The following is a 19909-nucleotide window of genomic DNA, read 5'->3' as shown; positions in this document are numbered from 1 at the left end:
CGTCCACCGAGGGACTCGAGCTCAGGAAGCCGGTACGGCAGTCGCAGCCGCGGCTGCGGTACCTCCCCCGGTGAACGCCCACCGGCCGTGCGGCACCTTCACCACGGCGACACCGCTGATGTGCGGCACGTGCACCTCCGCGGTCGACCCCACCGGCACCTCGACGGTCAGCCGCAGCACGTCGTCGACCTTCGCCCACGCCACGCTGATGCGTCCGCGCACGCTCTCGAACTCGAACCGCGCCCACGACAGGGCGGTGGCGGAAGGCCGGACCGTGAACGTCCGGTAGCCCGCGTCGCCCGGCCGCAGACCGGCCACGTGCTCGTACAGCCACTGCACGATCGTGCCCTTGAAGTAGTGGTTGCGTGAACGGGTGCCGGTGTCCCACATCTCCCACATGGTGTCGGCGCCGTTCGAGAACCAATGGCCCCAGCTCGGATACGACCGCTCGGTGGCCATGGCGTGCGCGACGTCGGCGTGACCGTTGTCGCCCAGCGCCTGGAGCAGCACGCTGGCGCCGAGACAGCCGACGTTGACGTGGTTGCCGTTCGCCCGGACCTCGCTCGCGAGCTTGTCCGCGACGGTCTGGACGGAGCCCGCGGGCACCATGCCGAACGCGAGTGGGATCGCGTTGGAGGTCTGCCGGTAGTCCGTGTCCTTGGCGGTGCGGTAATAGCCGTCCAGGAACGCGTTGTTGAACGCCGACAACAAGCCGGCCGCCACTTCGCGGTAGCGCGGCACGGGCTTGCCGATCACGTCACCGAGTTCGGCGGTGTGCAGCAGCGCCCGGTAGAGGTACGCGGTCGCGGTGAGCCGGGTGTCCTCGGGCGGGATGCCACCGGAGCCGGGCGGCAGGAAGTCGCCGAGCGCGGTGACGGCGAGGCCGTCCCGCAGCCTGCCGATCTCCCAGTCCAGGTAGCGGGTGAGCACCGGCCAGTGCTGCGCGGGCAACCGGTCGTCGCCGTAGATCCGGTACATCTCCCGCAGCACGAACGGGTACACGGTCGTCCACTCGGGTGCGGGCGCGAGCTCGCGGTAACCCCAGCCGCCGCTCGGCACGATCACCGGTAGCTGGCCGGCCGCGTCCTGGCTGTCCGCGAGGTCGCCGAGCCACTTCGTGAAGAACTTCGCCATGCCGAACTCGGCCAGCATCGACGGCGCGCCGACCTGGGCGTCGCCCGTCCAGCCGTTCTTCTCGTAGGTCGGGGTGTCGGTGGGGATGCCGTGCAGGTTGTTCGCGACCGTGCGGCGCATCGCGGCGTCGTACTGCTCGAACAACGGCTCGGAGCAGCGGAACGTGCTTACCTGCGGCACGTCCGAGTGCACCAGGCGGCCGACCAGCTTCGGCGCCGCCGTCAGGCCGGTCACCTCGACGTAGCGGAACCCCTTGTAGGAGAACTTCGGCTCCCACGTCTCCGTCCCGCCGGCACAGACGTACTCGTCGAGCTGGATCCGGCCACCGCTGACGTGACCGTTCTCCATGCGAACGCTGCCATCGGAGTTCAGCGTCTCACCGTGCTTGAGCCGCACGGTCGTGCCCGCGGGAGCGGTGACGGTGAGCTGGGTCCAGCCGGACATCGTGCGCCCCATGTCGGCCACGAAGACCCCTGGCCTGAGCACGCTCACGGTCGGCGTGACCGATTCGATCACGCGGATCGGTTCGTGCTCCTGGGCTTGCAGCGTGCCCTTCGGTGCCGGCCTGACGGAAGTGTGCTGCCACGCGCCGTCGTCGAAGCCGGGTTTCGTCCAGTCGCGCGGGGCGAGGCGAGCGTCGTAGGTCTCGCCGGTGTAGAGCGAGTTCGACACCGTGGGGCCGTCGGTCAGGCGCCACTGCTCGTCCGACGTGATGGTGGTGCGCGTGCCGTCCGGGTGGTCGATCTCCAGCTGTGCCAGCAGTTTCGGTTCGTCGTGCCACGGCGGTCGCTCCCACCGCCACACGTTCGGCGTCTTCATGCCGTAGAAGCCGCGGCCCAGCGTCACGCCGATGGCGTTGCGGCCGTTGCGAACCAGGCTCGTGACGTCATGCGTCGCGTACAGGACCGTGTTGTCGTAGTCGGTGAAGCCGGGGTCGAGCACCCGGTCGCCGACGCGGCGGCCGTTGATCTCGGTCTCGTGGTAGGCGAGGCCGCTGACGTACAGCCGGGCCCGCCTGACCGGCTTGGTCAGCGCGAACTCCCTGCGCAGCAACGGTGCCGGCTGCTCCTTCACCGTGACGTTCGCACCCCACGGCCCCTGGCCGTACGGGTCGAGCACGGTCGCCGGGGTCCACGCCGAGTCGTCGAAGTCCGGTGCCTGCCAGCCGGTCTGCTCGGTCTCGGCGACCCTCCAGCCGGGGCCGGTGACGACCTCGCGCTGACCGTCTGGGAGATCGACCAGCAGGCGCAGCAGGAATCCGGCCGGTCCCGCCGACCTGTTGGTGGCGCGGGCGGCCAGCACGATCCGCCGACCGGCCAGGCGGGTCACGTCAGCGCGTTGCCCGATCTTCCAGACGTCGACCTGCTCGGGCACGTGCACGACCTCGGACCCGTTGACGTACAGGGTGAAGTCGTCGTCCGCCGTCGCGACGAGCCTGGCCCTGACCGCGTCCGCGGGAAGGTCTACCGACGTGCGGAACCACCGGCTCTCGGCCGGCGTCGTGGCCGACCAGATCCACCTCGCGCCGGCGAAACCGATCGACGTGTCCTCGGCGCCGATCCACCGCGCCTGCCACGGCGTGCCGAGCAGCGCCGTCTCCCACCAGTTCGCGGTGCTCCAGGCCGACGGCCGGTTCGCGCCGTCCCACACCCGTACGCGCCAGTGGTAGCGGGTGCGCGGCTTCAGCTCCTTGCCCGCGTAGGCGACGCCTGTGGTGCGGTCGGAGCCGACCTTGCCGGACTGCCACACGTCCGCACGTCCGAGGGCGGTGCCGACCTCGACCTGGTAGGCGGTCTGCCGGGCACCGGTGCCGTCGGCCGCGAGCACCCAGCCCAGCCGGGGAGCGGTGACGTCCGTGCCCAGCAACGTTTCCGCGTACTCCACGGTGGTGCGCACGACGCGCACTCCGCCGGCCCGCTCCGGCGGTGCGGCGTTCGCCACCCCGACCGGCAGTGCGGTGGCGGTCAGCCCGACCGCCGACGTCCTGAGGAACACCCGTCTGCGCACGTCGCCTCCACCTTCGTCGCTGGATGAAACGTTTCAATCGCGGCAGCGGGCCCAGCGTGTTGGGTGTGCGGAGGTGTGTCAAGACAGACGACAACAGGCTGTCCGCAATCGGACAGCCTGTTGAATCGTTTAAAAGCGGGATCAGGCGATCGTGCAGGTGCTCCCGTTCAGCGTGAACGACGAAGGTGCCGGGTTGGTCCCGCTGAACGTGCCGTTGAACCCGATGGTCGTGGACGCGTTCGGTGCGAGAGCGCCGTTCCAGGTCAGGTTCGTCGCGGTGACGGCGGCGCCGGACTGGGCGAACGTCGCACCCCACCCCGGCAGGGTCACGCGCTGGCCGTTCGCGTAGCTGAAGGCCAGCGTCCAGCCGTTGATCGCGCTCGTGCCGGTGTTGGTGATGGCGATGCTGGCGGTGAAACCGTTGCCACCGCCCCAGTTCTGGCCCGAGTAACCGACCTTGCAGGCACCGGTGCCGCCGCCTGCGGAGGTGGTCGCCGACACGATGCCGGAGCTCGCCGAGACGTTGCCGGCCGCGTCCTTCGCCCGCACCTGGTACCGGTAGGTGGTCGACGGGGTCAGGCCGCTGTCGGTGAACGAGGTCGTCGCCGACGAACCGACCTGCGCGAAGGACCCGCTGCCCACGGCACGAAGCACGTCGTAACCGGTGACGCCGACGTTGTCCGTCGAGGCCGTCCAGTTCAGCGTCAGGCCGGTGGACGTCACGCCCGACGACGTCGGGGTGCCCGGCGTCGACGGCGCCTGGGTGTCACCCGGATCGCCGCCGCCGTAGATCGTGGCCTCCTTCGAGGTCTGCCGGATTCCGTTGGCGCCGTTGAGGATTCGCTGACCCCACGGGGTCAGGCTCGCCGGGTCGAAGGAGTTGACCATGTCGAGGTACGCGACGTCGCTGCTGTTGCCGCTCCACGACCAGCCGAGGTAACCGAGGCCGCGGGCCTGTGCCTGGGCCAGGATCGTGTCCTCGTCCGGGTCACCGTCGCTGTGGTTGTGCCCGAACTCCCCCACCACCAGGGGCAGCCCCGCCGACTTGAACGAGTCGAAGTAGGCGTTGACCTTGTCCGCGGTGTTGTAGACGCCGTACATGTGGATGGAGAACACGGTGTTGCGCTGCGGATCGGCGTTGAGCACCGACGCCGCGTTGTCGCGCATGATGTTGCCCCAGTCCTGGCCCCACATCGGCGCGTCCGCCATCAGCAGATGCTGCAGCCCGGCTCCGCGCAGCCGGCTGATCGCACTGCTCGTCGCACTCGCCCACGTGGCACTGACCTGGGCGTTGTTGCCGAACGGCTCGTTGCCCAGGTTGATGACGACGTAGTTCTCCTGCCCCTTGAGCGCGCTGGCCACGCTGATCCAGTAGCTGGCCGCCTGGTCGAGGGTCGCGGCGCCGCTCTGCTCGCCGTACCCGGTGGTGTCGTGGACTTCCAGCACGCAGATCAGCTTGGACTGCTTGCACAGCCCGATGACGCTCCCGACCTCCGCCGCCGGGGTCGGGCCCCACCGCTGACCGCTGCCGAGCACGACGCGCACCGTGTTGGCACCGAAGGACTTGATGTCCGCGAACGCCCTCGTCTGCGACTGGTACCAGACGTGGGCGTGGTTCACGCCGCGCATGACGAACGGGGTGCCGTTGCCCTCGACGACCCGTGCGCCCTCGACGTGCAGGCCCACGGCGGCAGGGGGTTCGGCTCCCAGCGCGGACACGAGCGCCGGGTACCAGCGGCTCTCGATCTTCTGGATGCCGGTGGAGGAGTTGGGGTGCACGCCGTCGGTGGTGTCGGCCGCGGTGCTGAACCCGGTCCACTGGTCCACCACCGTGATCGGCGAGGCCGCCGTGCTGTTCGCCCGCGCCCAGCCGGGGATCGCGGCGTTCAGGTCGGACACCCGCTGCCCGCACGCGGAGCAGTTCGACGGGTTCATCGGGATGATCTGGGCAACGATCAGCTTGATCGCCGGGTTGCTCGCCCGCATCTGACCGAGCAACGTGCTGTAGGCGCTCAGGATCGTGCTCGCCGGGATGTTGTTCCAGACGTCGTTGGTGCCCAGGTGCATGAGCACGACGTCCGGCCGCGCCGAGGAGAGCCAGCCGGGGAGCTGGTTGTCCCGCGCGATGCCCGTCGCGAGGTACCCGCCGTGGCCCTCGTTCTCGCCGTCGTGGGCGAAGCCGCAGCCCTGCGACGGCAGTGAGCCGACGAAGTCGACGTCGGTGTACCCGGTGTCCTGCAAGTGTTTCCAGAGCAGCGCCCGCCAGCACCCCGGGGAGCCGGTGATGGAGTCACCGAGCGCCATCACACGTGCGGGAGCGGCGGCGTTCGCCGCGGTGGGAGCGATGACGACACAGGCCGCCAGTAGCAGACCTGTCACCACCGCTCGGAGAAAACGCAAGGTCACGACGACCTCCTGGGGAAAATGTCGGCTGATCTCAAGGTTTCTGGGAGCGCTCCCGGAATTCGGACACTAGCCAGCCGATCACCCGAGGACACCGCCGAGTGGCCCACCACCGGAGCCTGTCCGGTGCGGACAGGCGGCTGACGTCGGGTTTGTCCTGCCGGCAACCTCTGTCACACCGTCGAAGGCGTCCGTCGAATCTTTCGCGAACATCCGCCAGGTGGTTGACGGCCACACGCCGCCACCCCAGGATGTCAGCGCTCACATCATTATCAGAACGCCAGTCCCTCGAAAACACCCTGCAAAGCGGAAAGTGAGCCTGCGACAACGATGTTAACGTTCACACGGTTGCTCGTCCTAGCGGTCATGCTGAGCACCGTTACCGCATTCGGCGGCACCTCGGCCTCGGCCGGTCCCGCCCTCACGCAGAACCAGGTCCGGGTGCCTGCCGCACCGATGGGCTGGGCCTCGTGGAACACCTTCTTCGAGAACATCGACCACAACGTGATCAAGGCGCAGGCCGACGCACTGGTGTCGTCCGGGCTCGCGGCCGCCGGCTACCGGTACGTCAACATCGACTCCGGCTGGTGGAAGGGGACCCGCGACAGCGCGGGTGACATCACCGTCGACGAGAGCCAGTGGCCCGGTGGCATGAAGGCGATCGCCGACTACATCCACGCCAAGGGGCTCAAGGCGGGGATCTACACCGACGCGGGCAAGAACGGCTGCGGCTACTACTTCCCCACGCCCGGCCCCCCGCACGCCGGCACCGGCAGCGAGGGGCACTACGAGCAGGACATGCTGCGGTTCTCCCAGTGGGGCTTCGACTACGTCAAGGTCGACTGGTGCGGCGCCGACGTCGAGAAGCTCGACGCGCCCAGCACCTACCAGGCGCTCAGCGACGCGACCGCCAAGGCGAGCGCCGCCACCGGACGTGAGCTGGTGCTGTCGATCTGCGAGTGGGGCAAGAACGACCCGTGGAACTGGGCGCCGGGCATGGCCCCGTTGTGGCGCACCGGAACGGACATCGTCTTCGCGCACGAGACACCGTCGATCGACATGGTCTACGAGAACTTCGACAAGAACCAGCGCCCGACCGCCCAGCACACCGGCTACTACAACGACCCGGACATGATGATGATCGGCATGCCCGGCCTGTCCGCCGCGGCGAGCCGGGTGCACATGAGCCTGTGGGCGGTCGGCGGTTCGCCGATGCTGCTCGGCAACGACCTCACCAAGGTGAACGACAGCACGATCTCGGTGCTGACCAACCGCGACGTGCTCGCCGTGGGCCAGGACCCGCGCGGCCTGCCCGCCGTCGAGGTCGCGGAGGACGTCCGCGACCGGCAGGTCTACGCGAAGGTGCTGTCCGGCGACGGCCGCAGGGCGGTGGCCCTGCTCAACCGGACGGCCTCGGCGGCCACCATGACGGTCAGGCTGGCCGATCTCGGCCTCACGGGCCGGACGGCGGCCGTGCGCGACCTGTGGAGCGGCGTCGCCACACCGGTCACCAACGGCAGCCACAGCGTCACGGTCCCCGCGGGCGACGCGGTGATGTTGTCCGTCGCCGGTGCGGAGGCGAGCGCCGCCACCTACCCCGTCGTGAACTCCCGCGCCACCGGCATCACCGCCAGGACCGGCGGGCTGGCGGTAGCCACGTTCGAGTACACCAACGGCGACCGCGTCTCCCGCCAGAGCACCCTGCAGGTCAACGGGAGCCAAATCCCCACCACCCTCGCACTTCCGCCGACCGCCAAGGGCACTGTGTCCGCGATCGTGTCGCTGGCGAGGGGGACCAACTCCCTGAAGGTGTCCGGAACCGGGGTGACGGCCGTCGAGGTGCGCGAACTGCCCGGCACGGCGGGCACCGAGGTCATCGGCTCGCCGTCCGGCCGGTGCGCCGACATCAACGGCAACACCGCCACCAACGGCACGCAGGCCCAACTGTGGGACTGCAACGGCGGCGAGCAGCAGACGTTCACGCACACCGCTCGCAAGGAACTCGTGGTGTACGGCAACAAGTGCCTCGACGCGTGGGACCACGGCACCACCAACGGCACGAAGGTGGCCATCTACGACTGCACCGGTGGCACCAACCAGCAGTGGAACGTCAACGCCGACGGCACCATCACCGGCGTGCAGTCCGGTCTCTGCCTCGACGCCTACAACGCGGCGACGACCAACGGCACGAAGCTCGTGCTGTGGACGTGCAACGGCGCCGCCAACCAGAAGTGGACGCGCAACTGATGATCAGACCCCTGCTCCTGATCCCCGCGGTGCTGGCAGCGCTCGTCACGCCGGCACACGCCACCACCGGTGGCAGCTTCGAGGTGCTGACCTACAACGTGGCGGGCCTGCCGGAGCCGCTGTCGTCCGGCGACCCCGCCGTGAACACGCCGTTGCTCAGCCCGCGTCTCGCGCCCTACGACGTCGTCAACGTCCAGGAGGACTTCAACTACCACGCGGCCCTGTACGCGGGTGACAACCACGCCCACCGCACGCCCACGAGCGGTGGGGTTCCGTTCGGCAGCGGCCTGAACACGCTGTCGCACCGGCCCTACGGCGACCTCGAACGCACGAAGTGGTCGTCCTGCAACGGCACCGACTGCCTCACGCCCAAGGGGTTCACCTACAAGCGGATCACGCTGGCGGCCGGGGTGAGCGTCGACCTGTACAACCTGCACCCGAACGCGGGCACCGAGACCGCCGACCTCGCGGCGCGCAGGTCGAACATCACCCAGCTGTCCCGCCACATCGCCGCGAACTCGGCGGGCAACGCCGTCATCGTCATGGGGGACACCAACACCCGCTACACCCGCGAGGCCGACAACATCCGCGAGCTCGTCACCACCAACGGCCTGACCGACGCGTGGGTCCAACTCGAGCGCGGCGGCCAGGCGCCCGCAGCGGGCGCCCCGGCACTCGTGTGCGACCCGGCCGCGGTCACCGACTCCTGCGAGGTCGTCGACAAGGTCCTCTACCGGGGCAACCGGCAGATCACGCTGACCGCACGGGACTACCGCAACGACAACGCGGCGTTCCTCGACTCCCAGGGCAGGCCGCTGTCCGACCACTACCCGATCGCCACCCGGTTCGACTGGACGGCGGACGAGAACATCCAGCTCAGCGCCGAGGCCGGCGGTCCGCACGGAAGCCCGTTCACCGACGTCGCGGCGGTCGGCCTGGGTGCCGTGCGCACGCTCACATTGCGCGGTGGCAGCAGACTGGACCAGATCTCGGCCACGCTCACGAACAGCACGACGCTCACCCACGGCGGCTCTGGCGGCACGGCCACGTCACTCACGCTCGAGCCGGGTGAGCACTTCGTGTCCGCGACGCTGAGCCAGAGCAAGTACAACGGCCGCACGCGGGTGTTCTCGGCGGCCTTCACCACCAACCGGGGGCGCACGCTCTCGGCGGGGCAGCCGACCGGGGAGACGCTCACCGCCACCGCACCTGCGGGCTGGCGCATCGCCGGGTTCACCGGCCGGTCGGGCACCGAGGTCGACCGGCTCGGCGCGATCTTCGTTCCCGCCTGAAAGACCAAGCGCACCAGCTGACCGGAGAAGCCGGCGACGTCCGCGCCCCGTGCGGGGCGCGGACGTTCGTCACCGCGGGGCGAGCTTCTCGCCGAGCATCAGCTGAACGTCCTGCCGGACCGTCACTTCCGCCGCATGCCCCTGGCACGTCACCACCACTGTCTTCTCACCGCGGATACCTCGCAACGCGACAGCCTTCAGCTCCCCGCCGTCCCACCACAGGTCCACCACCACGCCGCCGCGCGCCCGCAGTCCGCGCACCACCCCTGTCGGCCACGCCGAGGGCAGTGCGGGCAGCAGGCGCAGTTCGCCGGTGTGGCTCTGCAGCAGCATCTCCGCGATCGCGGCGGTGGCGCCGAAGTTGCCGTCGATCTGGAACGGGGGGTGCGCGCACAGCAGGTTCCGGTACACCCCTCCCCCGTGCGGGCTGCCGTCCGTCGCCTCGGTCAGCAACATCGACAGCAGCGCGTGCGCCCGGTCGCCGTCACCGAGCCGGGCCCACAGCGCGGCCTTCCACGCCAGCGACCAGCCCGTGCCCGCGTCTCCCCTGGCGACCAGCGCACGCCGGGCGGCCTCGGCCAGTGCCGGAGTGCGCACGGGATCGATCTGGTCACCGGGGTAGAGGCCGTACAGGTGTGACACGTGCCGATGGTCCGGTTCCGCGTCGGGCACCTCGTCGGCCCACTCCAGCAGCCCGCCGTGCGATCCGACCGGCGGTGGCGGCAGCTGGGTCCTGCGCACCTCGTCCACCACGTCGTCGCGCAGTCCCAGCACCTCGGCGACCTCGACCAGACCGGCGAAGAGGTCCGCCGTCAACGCCAGGTCCATCGTCGACCCGATGCCGGCCGCGACCGGCTCTCCCCCGGCCAGGTAGTGGTTCTCGGGGGACGTCGACGGCGCCGTCGTGAGCACTCCGTCGCGCGAGACCAGCCAGTGCAGGCAGAACTCGGCCGCGCCTCGCAGCACCGGCCAGGCGTGCTCGCGCAGCCAGTCGACGTCACCGGTGAACGCGTAGTGGTCCCGCAGGTGCCGGCACAGCCACGCCGCGGCCATCGGCCAGTTCGCCCACGCCGGGTCGCCGCCGCCGTCGCCGACCGGGGTGGTGAGGCACCACGGGTCGCTGTTGTGGTGCGCCACCCAGCCCGGCGCGCCGTAGAGCGCCTTCGCCGTCGCCGCACCGGGTCCGGACAGCTGTGCGACGAACTCCAGCAGCGGCTCGTGGCACTCGGGCAGCGCGGTGACCTCGGCCGGCCAGTAGTTCATCTGCAGGTTGATGTTGAGCGTGTAGTTGCCGCGCCACGGCGGATCGGTGTGCGGGTTCCAGACGCCCTGCAGGTTCGCGGGCAGCGTGCCCGGCCGGGAGCTGGTGATCAGCAGGTAGCGGCCGTACTGGAACAGCAACGCCGGCAGCGCCCGGTCGGGCCGCGCGATCCGTTCGCCGGTCGGCAGGTCCGGCACCGGGCCCAGCTGGAGGCTCACCCGGTCGAACAACGTCCGGTGGGCCTGCACGGCCTGGTCGCGGAACGTCGCCCAGCCCAGTTCGCGGGCCTGTTCGGCCCGCTCGACCGCCACGCGGGAGCACTCGGCGGGATCGTCCACCGGCGCGGTGCCAGGCCCGCGGTAGCCGGTCTCCGTGGTGATGTAGACCGTGTCGCCGTCCACCGCCACGACCGCCGCCCACGCCATCCCGGACGGCACCACTCCCCGCACCCCCACGATCCCGCCGGACGAGGTGAAGTGCTCGCCGGGCAGCGACCCGCGCAGCACCGGGCTCACGCCGGTACCGGTCACCCGCAGCGCCAGGACGTGCAGGCCCGCGTGGCACACGGCCTCCCGCCGCACCACCGCGTCCCTGGTCCGGTAGGAGACCGAGTACACGCCGGTGCGCAGGTCGAGCTCACGCCGGTAGGCCTCGGCCCGGCCGGGGTCACCGACGAGCGACACGTCGGCCAGCGGCTGGTACTTCGCGGTGTCCGGCCCCTGAACGCGGCGCAACACCTCTTCCGCCGCACGAGGTGAACCCGCCAGCACGTGCGCACGGGCCTGCTCCACCAGACCCGGATCACCGGACGGCGCCGGCAGCGGCGACCCCGTCCACAGCCGGTCGTCGTTGAGCTGCACCAGTTCGGTGCCGACGCCGCCGAAGCACATCGCGCCGAGCCTGCCGGTGCCCAGCGGCAACGCTTCCTCCCACGCCGCGGCGGGGGCCTCGAACCACAGCCGGGTCATCGCGGCACCACCACTGCGCCGGCGCAATGCCGACCTCGGTGGTTCGCGGGGCCGATGACGTCGATTCGACTCGTTCGACACCACTTCCGTCGAACGGCGCCCTGAATTCGACGATCGAGCGGGAAAACGCTTTCCGCATTATGCAGCAACACATTCAGACCCTTGCGTCAGGAGCCGGACAGGGTTCATCGTAGCCGTCGTGGATCTGCGACGAGGGGTTCTGCTGCCGTTGGTGTTCACCGCCGTCCTGGCCGGGCAGCTGCCCGCGTCCGCACACCCCACCCCCGGTGAGCGCCTCGACCGCGGGCTCGTCGCGGCGTCCGTCGAGGGCGGCGTGCACCTGAGCTGGCGCCTGCTCGGCCGGGAGGCCACCGGCGCCACCGCCACCGGACTCTCGGGACCCGGCTTCGCGGTGTACCGGGACGGGAAGCGCATCGCGACCGTCACCGACAGCACCACCTACGTCGACACCGGCGCAACTCCTGGTGCGCGGTACCAGGTCGCTCCCGTGCGACGCGGTGTTCCGCTGGGGCGCAGCAAACCCGTGACGCCGTGGGCGGCGTCCCACCACGACCTGCCGTTGCAGAAGCCCGCGGACGGCGTGACACCGGCCGGTGAGCACTACACCTACTCCGCCAACGACGTCAGCGTCGGTGACGTGGACGGCGACGGCCGGTACGAGTACGTCGTCAAGTGGGATCCCAGCAACTCCAAGGACGTCTCGCAGGTCGGCTACACCGGACCGGTGTACCTCGACACGTACCGCTTGGACGGCACGCTGCTGCACCGGATCGACCTCGGCGTGAACATCCGGGCGGGCGCGCACTACACGCAGTTCCTGGTCTACGACTTCGACGGCGACGGCCGCGCGGAGCTGATGACGAAGACCGCGCCGGGCACTCGTGACGGCCGCCAGCGGTTCATCACGATGCCGCGTGAGGACGTTCGCGCCGGGTACCGGAACACCGACGACTACCGGCTCAGCCCGGAGGGTTACCACGACCACCTCGTCAGCGTGTTCCGCGGCTGGCACAGCCATCCCGAGGTGGTCGCCGGCCGGTGGCCCGCGACGCTGGAGCTGGCGTTCGGCATCGAGCAGCGGTACGCCTACCCCTTGTCCACAGAGGACGCCACCGCACTGGTCGACCACTTCATCGACGTCTACGCGCCGTCCCGCAGCGCCAACAACAAGCTGCGCCAGTTCGCCGGCTTCATCGTCGACGGCCCGGAGTACCTGACCGTGTTCGACGGCGCCACGGGACGCGAGCTGCAGACCGTGCGTTACGAACCCGGCCGCACCGACGACGGGCTGATGTGGGGCGACTACGCGATGTCCCGCATCGAACCGGGCAACCGCGTCGACCGGTTCCTGTCGGGAGTCGCCTACCTGGACGGCAAGCGCCCGTCCGCCATCTTCGCGCGCGGCTACTACACCCGTTCCACGGTCGCGACCTACGACTGGGACGGACGGCGGCTCGAGAAGCGCTGGCTCGCCGACAGCGGCTGGGTGCCGATGACCAACCCGTTCCGCGACTCCCCGCACGGCCGCGACGGCACGAACCCGAGTCATGCCAAGCTCACGACGCAGGGCTCGCACTCGTTGAGCGTCGCCGACGTGGACGGTGACGGCAGGCAGGAGATCGTCTACGGCGGCGCGACCCTCGACGACAACGGCTCGATGTTGTACAGCTCGGTCGGCGTGCTGCCACCGGGCAGCGTGGAACCGGGAGCCGAGGCACGGGTCGGGCACGGTGACGCCCTGCACGTCACCGACATCGACCCGAACCGCCCAGGCCTCGAGATCTACATGGTCCACGAGGGCGCCCGCTCCGCCCCGTACGGCTACGCGCTGCGTGACGCCCGCACCGGCGCGACGATCTACGGCGCCTACTCCGGGATGGACACCGGCCGCGGCATGATCGGCGACGTGCGCCCGGACGTGCCCGGTATCGAGACGTGGGCGTCCATGCCGAACGGCTCGGACTCCGCGGGCACCTGGAGCGCGGACGGCCGGCGGCTCGACACCCGTTCCCCCGGAACGAACATGAGCATCCGCTGGGCCGGTGACCTGACCACCCAGATCGTGACGGGCGCCCAGGACGTGACGCCGGCCGTCGAGGACTGGCGGCGCGGCACGCTGCTCACCGCCACCGGAACGCGCACCAACAACGGCACCAAAGGAAACCCGTCGCTCGTGGCCGACGTGTTCGGCGACTGGCGCGAAGAACTGGTCGTGCGCACGCAAGACAGCACGGCCCTGCGCTTCTACCTCAGCACCGAACCGACGAACCACAAGATGTACACGCTCATGCACGACCGCCAGTACCGCGTCGACGTCGCCCGCCAGCAGACCACCTACAACCAGCCGTCGTACCCGGGCTTCTACCTCGCCTCGGACGTCGACTGGTCGCGCGTTCCCCTGCCCTCGCACCGATTGGCCGGATCATGATCAAAGGACTTCTCGTCTCGGTGGTGGTGCTGCTGAGCACCGCGGTACCGACGGCGTCCGCCGCCACCACGAGCTCGCCCACCGACCCGAGCGTCCGGTACTTCGGCCGCTGGAACACGAGCTCGTCGAGCGCCTACGTCTCCGAGTGGGCGGGCGCGTACCTCGTCGTCGGCTTCACCGGCCGGACGGTGAAGCTCAAGCAGCGCCGCGCGATCGACTTCTTCGTGAGCATCGACGGCGGGCCTGACGTGTCCTACGTGAACCGGACCGGCACGGTGGACCTCACCCCGGTGCCACTGGCCGCGGGCAACCACACCCTCCGCGTCTCCTACCGTCCGATCGCGGGCTCCTACAAGGGCGACGCGGTGTACCAGGGCATCGAGATCGACACCGGCGCACGCACCTTCGCGCCCACCGTGCCGTCGAAGACCGTCGAGTTCGTCGGCGACTCGATCACGGTCGGCCAGCAGTCGTCGAAGCAGGCACTCACCGCGTACGGCTGGCTGACCGGCGAGAAGCTCAAGACCGGCCACACGCAGATCGCGGTGGGCGGCGCGTGCCTGCACCCCGCGGCGGACGGGTGCCTGAGCATGCGGGAGGGCTTCCTGCGCACCGGCCTGGCACTGAACGCACCCGCGTGGAACTTCGGCCGGTACAAGGCGAACGCCGTCGTGATCAACCTCGGCACGAACGACGTCGGCCACAGCGTCACCAAGGAGGAGTTCCGCTCCTCCTACGTCACGCTTCTGCGGCGTGCGCGGGAGAAGTACCCGACTGCGGCGATCTTCGCTCTCGCGACGTTCCGCAAGCGGTACGTCCCGGAGACCCAGGCGGCGGTGAAGGCGCTCACTGACGGCGGCGACCGCAACGTGCACTTCGTCGACACGCTGGGCTGGATCAACGAGGCCACCGACACGACGGACAACGTGCACCCCAACGACCAGGGCCACCGCAAGATCGCCGACAGGCTGGCACCGATCGTGGCGGCCAGGATCTAACCAGCGTTCTGCGCCTCGACGAGGTCGAGGTCGCGGACGCAGAAGCCGTGGTGCTCGAAGGTCTCGTTGAGCACCGTGCGCAGGCACTGCCGCACCGAGCGGCCCCGCGCGTACGGCGGCCAGACGTCGTCGCCCGGCACGGGCGCCACCGCTGCGAGCTGCGCGGCGGTGGCCTCGGCGAGCCAGGCCTCGAGTTCGGCGGCCTGTGCGGCACGCACGCTCACGATCTCGTCGAGGTCCGGGTCGAGCGACAGGTCGAGCCCGTGCGCCTCACGGTAGGGCTCGACGGTCGGTCCGATGCCCATCGGCGTGAACAGCTCCGTCGAGCCCAGGCAGCAGCGGCGGAACCACGAGTCGTGCACGAAGACCAGGTGGCGCAACGTCTGCACCGCCGACCACTCGTCGTTCACGCTGCGGCGCTCGATGCCGGGCGCACGGCGGATCCGCTCGATCGTGGCGGTCCAGCCGGCGTGGAGCCGGCGCGCCGCCTCGCGCAGATCGGCGGGGTCCTCGGAACGGATCAGCACCCGCACCGGATGACGCCGGTCCAGCTCCGCCTCGACGTACCCGGTGACCTCGACACCGTTCACCACGAGGTTGGTGACCAGCCCGTCGATCACCGCGTCCTGCATGACGACGCCGATCAGGCGCGCCCCGGTCAGATCGCACTCGCGGAACTCCGCACCGTGCAGGTCCTCGTCCACATGTCGAGTCATGCTCCGCATAGTAGGTCCGAGCACCGACAGTCCGGGCTCCGCTGCCGCTCACGAACCAGGTGCCTTCGCCAGCACCTCGATCTCGCCGAGGGTGAGGTATCCGGACGGACGCGCGGTCAGGACGACTCGCACGGCGGTCGCGGGCGGCGAGGGATTCAGCACGACCTCCGTCCGCAGCGCGGTGACTTCGACGTCACCACTCGCGTCGACCCACGTGCCGTCGACCGTGCGCACCTGGACCTTGAGGCTCTGGGCGATGCCGCCCTCACCGTCGCGGTGGGAGTGCACGGCCACCCGCGTGAGATCACGGGTTCCGGGCAGGGTGAAGGTGATCGTGTCGGCGGGGTTCTTCGTGCCGGACCTCCAGTTCGACCACGCCTTCTCCTCCGTGACGCCGTTGCGAAGTCGTTCCGCGGAGTAGCCGGACTCGGTGTACGTCGCCGCGACGGCCGCGTCCAGCGCCGCGTTCACCTCGACGGGCTCGGTCACCTGGACCACCACCGTCGCGGCCACCGTGCTGCCGTCGACGACCTGGGCGCGTCCGGTCACCGTCACCGTTCCGACGTGGTCGAACACCGCCGAGTCCCACGCGACGGGGAGTTCGGCCTTACCGCCCCGTTCGCCCACACCCGTGACGGTGGCCGGCAGTTCGGGCCGCCCGCCGACGTAGGTCTTCGCGCGGGCGGGCAGTGTCGAGGCGATCGTGTCGACGGTGACCACGGCCAGCGCGGGCAGTTTCCGCCCGAGGACGTCCGTCGCCGTGCTGTGGACGCGCACGGTGCCGGGCTGCCGCCAGTGCCAGTCCGGCGGGAGGTTCCACGCCACGGGAAGCGCACCTCGTGCTCCGTCCGGGTACACCGGCGTCACGGTCTGCGGCAGCACGGGCCGCAGCTTGGGAACCGTGAACACAGCGGTGTCTTGAACCCGTTGCACGGTCTCGTCGACCGGGGTCCAGCGCTGGCTCGCACCGGAGGTCGGGGTTTTGGCGGACACGGTCTCACCGGCCGCGTCGATCAGCGTGCCGGTGGCGGCGTTGACGAACGTCCAGCTGCCGTCGCCGGTCGTCGACATGATCCACTGAGCCGCGGTGTCCCTCGCCGACTGCAGCACGACGGCGTCACCTGAGGCGGCCAGCCGGGTTCCGGTCACGGCGCTGACGATCTCGAAGCGCTCGCGGTTCCCGTTGCCGAAGCCCAGTTTCCGCAACGACCACAGCTGTCGCGCACTCGCGGTGTCGGTGGTCCCGAGTACCGCTGTCGCCCAGTCGCCGGACGGCTGCAAGGACTTCCCGCCCGCGGCGATCCGGTACACGTGGTCGGGCTGGACGAGCGCGGCGTCACCGGACACTCCCGCCACACCGTCGACGAGGAACGTGGTGACCGACTTCGCCGGCACCGAGAGCGTCGCCGACTTCCCCTTCACCCGCACCGGATTGCCGTGCACGAGGGCACCTGACGCGTCGGTGACCACCGGCGTCACCTCGGCCAGCGGCGAGACGAGCCCGAACCGCGACAGGTCCAGCGTAACCGCGCGACCGGTGTTGCCGCTGTTGACGTGCACGACCGTCGCGTCCAGACCGGACCGCTTCACCGCGGCCACGCTCGACGGGTCATCGGTCTTGACGAACCGATCTCCCGGCCGGACGAAGTGGGTGAAGTTGCGAATGGTGTGGAACTTGGTGTTGGTCCTGATCGGACAGGACTCCAGCGTGTCGTCCGCCTCGCAGTCGAACGGGATGTGGATGCTGCCCCAGTTCTTGCCCGCGGCCGTCTGTGGGGCGGTGTCCTCGACCGGCTGCCAGAACACCCACGCGGACGGCTCGAGCTCGCGGATGTCCTCGAGCATCCTGGTCGCCATGCCCAGACCGGGTTCCATGCTCGTGTAGTCGGTGGTGCCGTTGCCCCAGGTGCCCTCGACCTCGCTCATCCAGAGCTTCTCGCCCGCGCCCTTGGCGATGTCGCGGACGCTGGTGCGCTGGCCCGTGCCGTAGGTGTGCACGTTGAGCTGGTCGACCACGTCCCGCGCCGGGCCGTAGCCGTTCCAGTTGCGCACGAACGTGCCAGGGTTCGTCTCGTCCATCGCGGACACCTTCACCCGCGACCGCAGCTGGTCGAGCGCGCGCCGCGTGGCGAGCAGGACCTCCTGCTGCAACTCGGGTCCCGCGTGCGCACCCTCCTGGCGTCCCCCGGTCGGCTGGCCGTCGGGACCGATCTGCGTGCCCCAGTAGTTCGTGTTGGGCTCGTTCAACGGAGCTAGGGTGTCGAACTTGATGCCGTGCGCGCGTTCGATCTCCTGGGTCACGCGTGCCAGATAGGTGGCGAAGTCCTCGACGCGGTCGCGGCGGATCTGGTCGGTGTTCGCGTCGAACCCACCGGAGACGTAGCCGCTGACCGTCTGGAACCACGGCGGCGAGTTGCTGAACGCCTCCCACTTCGTGACCTCGCGCTTGACCTGGTCGACCCACCAGCGCTGGTTGGCGTCCGCGGTGAGGTCCCAGTGGTCCGGGTTGTCCGGCTGCCACCAGTCCACGTCCTCGCGCGTGGTGCCGGGAGGGGCCTTCCAGAAGCCCTCCATCGTCGCGCCCTTCTTCATGTAGTCCTTGCGGACGTCGGGCGCGTTGCCGCCGCCGATGTTGTACCGCGCGATGTTCAGGCGCAGTCCGTCCTCACCGAACAGCAGGTCGACGAGCCTGCGGCGGATCGGTTCCGGATAGCCACCGGTGATGTTCGCGAACCACACCAGGCTGGTGCCCCAGCCCTCGAACTCCGGTTGCTGGTACGACGGGTCAATGCGAACGGCGACCCCGTTCTGCGGCAGTGGGTCTGCGGCTGCCGGCGTGACGAGACCGGCGGCGACGAGGGTGAGGGCCAGCAGAAGTCGCGCCATGTCAGGCTCCCAGGCGGAAGTCGGCGACGCGGATCGGAGACGGCGTGGTGCCGCTGGAAGTCTGCTGGTACTGCACCGACAGGATTCCCTGGGACGCGACGCGCGAGGCGTCCACGTTCACCTCGCCGAACGCCTGCAGCGACGGGCGGTCGAACAACGTCGTCCAGTCCGTCCAGCCACTCGCCTTGCTCGCCGCCACGACCTTCCCGCGCGGCAGCACGAGATACGCGTTGTCGTCCCGGTCGAACACGATCTTCGTGCGCTGGGTGTGGTTCGGCGGGACCGGGACCTCCATCTTGGTCCACCTGCCGTCGGCTCCGCGGAAGACGTGGAACGTGCGGCCGTACTGAGTGCGCTGCTGCGCGTAGTTCGACACGCACTGGGTGAACCGGCCTGGGACGTAGCTGATCACCACGTGCGGCCTGCCCTGGGCGTCCACGGCCTGGCTCTCCTGGTTCATCAGGCCGTGGTTCGGGTCGAGCGGATCGGCCACCAGACCCGGCGAGTTGACGCTCACCGCCGCGCCACCGGTCGTGCCCACCACTGTTCCGGCACCGTTGCGCCACGTCCGGCCGCGGTCGTCGCTGTAGACGTAGCCGGTGTCGTGGTTGGTCAGGCCGCCCGGGTTGCACAGCACGCCGGCATTGCCCTCACGCCAGGTGAAAGCAGCGTGCAACCGTCCACTCCGGTCATAGGTCAGGCCGTGCAGGTACATGTTGCGGGTCGTGGACACCACGCCGTTCGGGCCGGTGTACGAACCGGTGGCGGACGACCAGCCGCCGAGCTTGCGCCACGTGCCGCCGGAGTACTCGGCCAGCTCGTTGACGCCGTTGCCGGAACCACCGGTGCGGTAGCTGAACTGCAGCCTGCCCTCGGGTGTCACCACGAACTGCGGGTAGGTCATGGAACCGAGCTCGACGCCGCCGAGCGTGCGCTGCACCGAACCGAACGCGGCGGCGTTCCACTGCTGGGCGCCGGTCGCGAGGCCGGGCTGGGACCGGAAGTAGAACAAGCGCGTGTTGTGCGTGTCCAACGCGACGTGGATCGTGTTGTCCTGCGGGGAGATCCCCAGCGAGATCACGTTGTGCGAGTCGTCCGCGCTGAGCTTGTGCGGCAGGACCACTCCTTCCCACCGCGTGCTGCCCACGGTCCGCCGCGCCACCACGGCGTTGCGGCTCGCGGTGTACCAGGTGGCGTACTGACGTCCCTGGTAGGTCAGGATCGCGTCCTGCTGGAACGAGTTGTTGTTCACCACCCCGTCGTAGGACACGAAGTACAGCGCCGAAGGATCGAGCAGCGTGTCGCCCACGAGGCTCACCGCCGGTGCCGCCGCGGGCGCACCCACAGCGGGCCCTGGCGAGGCCAGCAGCATCGCGGTCACCAAGCACAGCACTGTCCTTTTCACGGTTCCCCCGGCTGGTCGTGGTTCGGCCTGATCCCCGGAGCGTGAGGTCGAACAAAATCGAACGCAAGCGTCGAGTTGTTCGATAACAGTGGTAGCCATGTGAACGGCACGGACCTCGTGGCCTCTTGTCGGCCCTCCACGTC

Annotated in this window: 10 protein-coding genes; 4 read left to right on the top strand and 6 right to left on the bottom strand. The window is 69.8% G+C overall.

The window, feature by feature from the left end; all coding sequences use genetic code 11:
- Window positions 1-21: 21 nt before the first annotated feature.
- Entirely contained in the window at window positions 22-3141 is a 3120-nt protein-coding gene (locus LX88_RS29560; RefSeq protein WP_258951045.1) for a family 78 glycoside hydrolase catalytic domain, read from the bottom strand.
- 141 nt (window positions 3142-3282) lie between these two features.
- Window positions 3283-5547: a cellulase family glycosylhydrolase gene (locus LX88_RS29555; RefSeq protein ID WP_258951044.1), complete on the bottom strand. Its 2265-nt coding sequence runs from the start codon at window positions 5545-5547 to the stop codon at window positions 3283-3285.
- Window positions 5548-5910: 363 nt separating this feature from the next.
- Between LX88_RS29555 and LX88_RS29550 the strand changes: the two genes are divergently transcribed.
- Together LX88_RS29550 and LX88_RS29545 are read left to right on the top strand one after the other, a co-directional pair.
- On the top strand, window positions 5911-7791 hold the full coding sequence (locus LX88_RS29550; RefSeq protein ID WP_258951043.1) for a ricin-type beta-trefoil lectin domain protein: 1881 nt from the start codon (window positions 5911-5913) through the stop codon (window positions 7789-7791).
- The gene (locus LX88_RS29545; RefSeq protein ID WP_258951042.1) at window positions 7791-9083 is read left to right on the top strand and encodes a jacalin-like lectin; all 1293 of its coding nucleotides are present in this window, start codon (window positions 7791-7793) and stop codon (window positions 9081-9083) included. Before LX88_RS29550 ends, LX88_RS29545 begins: the two co-directional genes overlap by 1 nt.
- 69 nt (window positions 9084-9152) lie before the next feature.
- Here LX88_RS29545 and LX88_RS29540 read toward each other — a convergent pair whose 3' ends face one another.
- Window positions 9153-11312, bottom strand: a complete 2160-nt coding sequence (locus LX88_RS29540) for a glycosyl hydrolase family 95 catalytic domain-containing protein (protein WP_258951041.1) — start codon at window positions 11310-11312, stop codon at window positions 9153-9155.
- A gap of 199 nt (window positions 11313-11511) precedes the next feature.
- On the opposite strand from LX88_RS29540, the gene LX88_RS29535 reads away from it, so the two are divergent.
- Both LX88_RS29535 and LX88_RS29530 read left to right on the top strand, forming a co-directional pair.
- Complete coding sequence (locus tag LX88_RS29535) at window positions 11512-13761, top strand: rhamnogalacturonan lyase (protein WP_258951040.1); 2250 nt, start codon at window positions 11512-11514, stop codon at window positions 13759-13761.
- Complete coding sequence (locus tag LX88_RS29530) at window positions 13758-14759, top strand: SGNH/GDSL hydrolase family protein (RefSeq protein ID WP_258951039.1); 1002 nt, start codon at window positions 13758-13760, stop codon at window positions 14757-14759. Before LX88_RS29535 ends, LX88_RS29530 begins: the two co-directional genes overlap by 4 nt.
- On the opposite strand, the gene LX88_RS29525 is transcribed toward LX88_RS29530, so the two are convergent.
- The 3 genes from LX88_RS29525 to LX88_RS29515 are packed head-to-tail and all read right to left on the bottom strand — an operon-like array spanning window position 14756 to window position 19742.
- Complete coding sequence (locus LX88_RS29525) at window positions 14756-15475, bottom strand: DinB family protein (RefSeq protein WP_258951038.1); 720 nt, start codon at window positions 15473-15475, stop codon at window positions 14756-14758. The two genes, LX88_RS29530 and LX88_RS29525, sit on opposite strands and share 4 nt — an antisense overlap.
- A gap of 48 nt (window positions 15476-15523) precedes the next feature.
- The gene (locus LX88_RS29520; RefSeq protein ID WP_258951037.1) at window positions 15524-18361 is read right to left on the bottom strand and encodes a glycoside hydrolase; all 2838 of its coding nucleotides are present in this window, start codon (window positions 18359-18361) and stop codon (window positions 15524-15526) included.
- Window position 18362: 1 nt separating this feature from the next.
- Window positions 18363-19742: a BNR repeat-containing protein gene (locus LX88_RS29515; RefSeq protein ID WP_258951216.1), complete on the bottom strand. Its 1380-nt coding sequence runs from the start codon at window positions 19740-19742 to the stop codon at window positions 18363-18365.
- Window positions 19743-19909: the final 167 nt, after the last annotated feature.

The sequence above is a fragment of the Lentzea californiensis genome (assembly GCF_024648825.1).
Classification (GTDB): Bacteria; Actinomycetota; Actinomycetes; order Mycobacteriales; family Pseudonocardiaceae; genus Lentzea; species Lentzea californiensis.
Note: the sequence above shows the minus strand (reverse complement) of the source record. Positions and strands in the feature narration are given on the sequence as shown.

What these genes read in the sequence shown, in the direction of transcription:
- LX88_RS29550 (WP_258951043.1), top strand. Translation starts at nt 5,911, where the DNA reads ATGCTGAGCACCGTTACCGCATTCGGCGGCACCTCGGCCTCGGCCGGT.
- LX88_RS29545 (WP_258951042.1), top strand. Translation starts at nt 7,791, where the DNA reads ATGATCAGACCCCTGCTCCTGATCCCCGCGGTGCTGGCAGCGCTCGTC.
- LX88_RS29540 (WP_258951041.1), bottom strand. Translation starts at nt 11,312, where the DNA reads ATGACCCGGCTGTGGTTCGAGGCCCCCGCCGCGGCGTGGGAGGAAGCG.
- LX88_RS29530 (WP_258951039.1), top strand. Translation starts at nt 13,758, where the DNA reads ATGATCAAAGGACTTCTCGTCTCGGTGGTGGTGCTGCTGAGCACCGCG.
- LX88_RS29525 (WP_258951038.1), bottom strand. Translation starts at nt 15,475, where the DNA reads ATGACTCGACATGTGGACGAGGACCTGCACGGTGCGGAGTTCCGCGAG.
- LX88_RS29520 (WP_258951037.1), bottom strand. Translation starts at nt 18,361, where the DNA reads ATGGCGCGACTTCTGCTGGCCCTCACCCTCGTCGCCGCCGGTCTCGTC.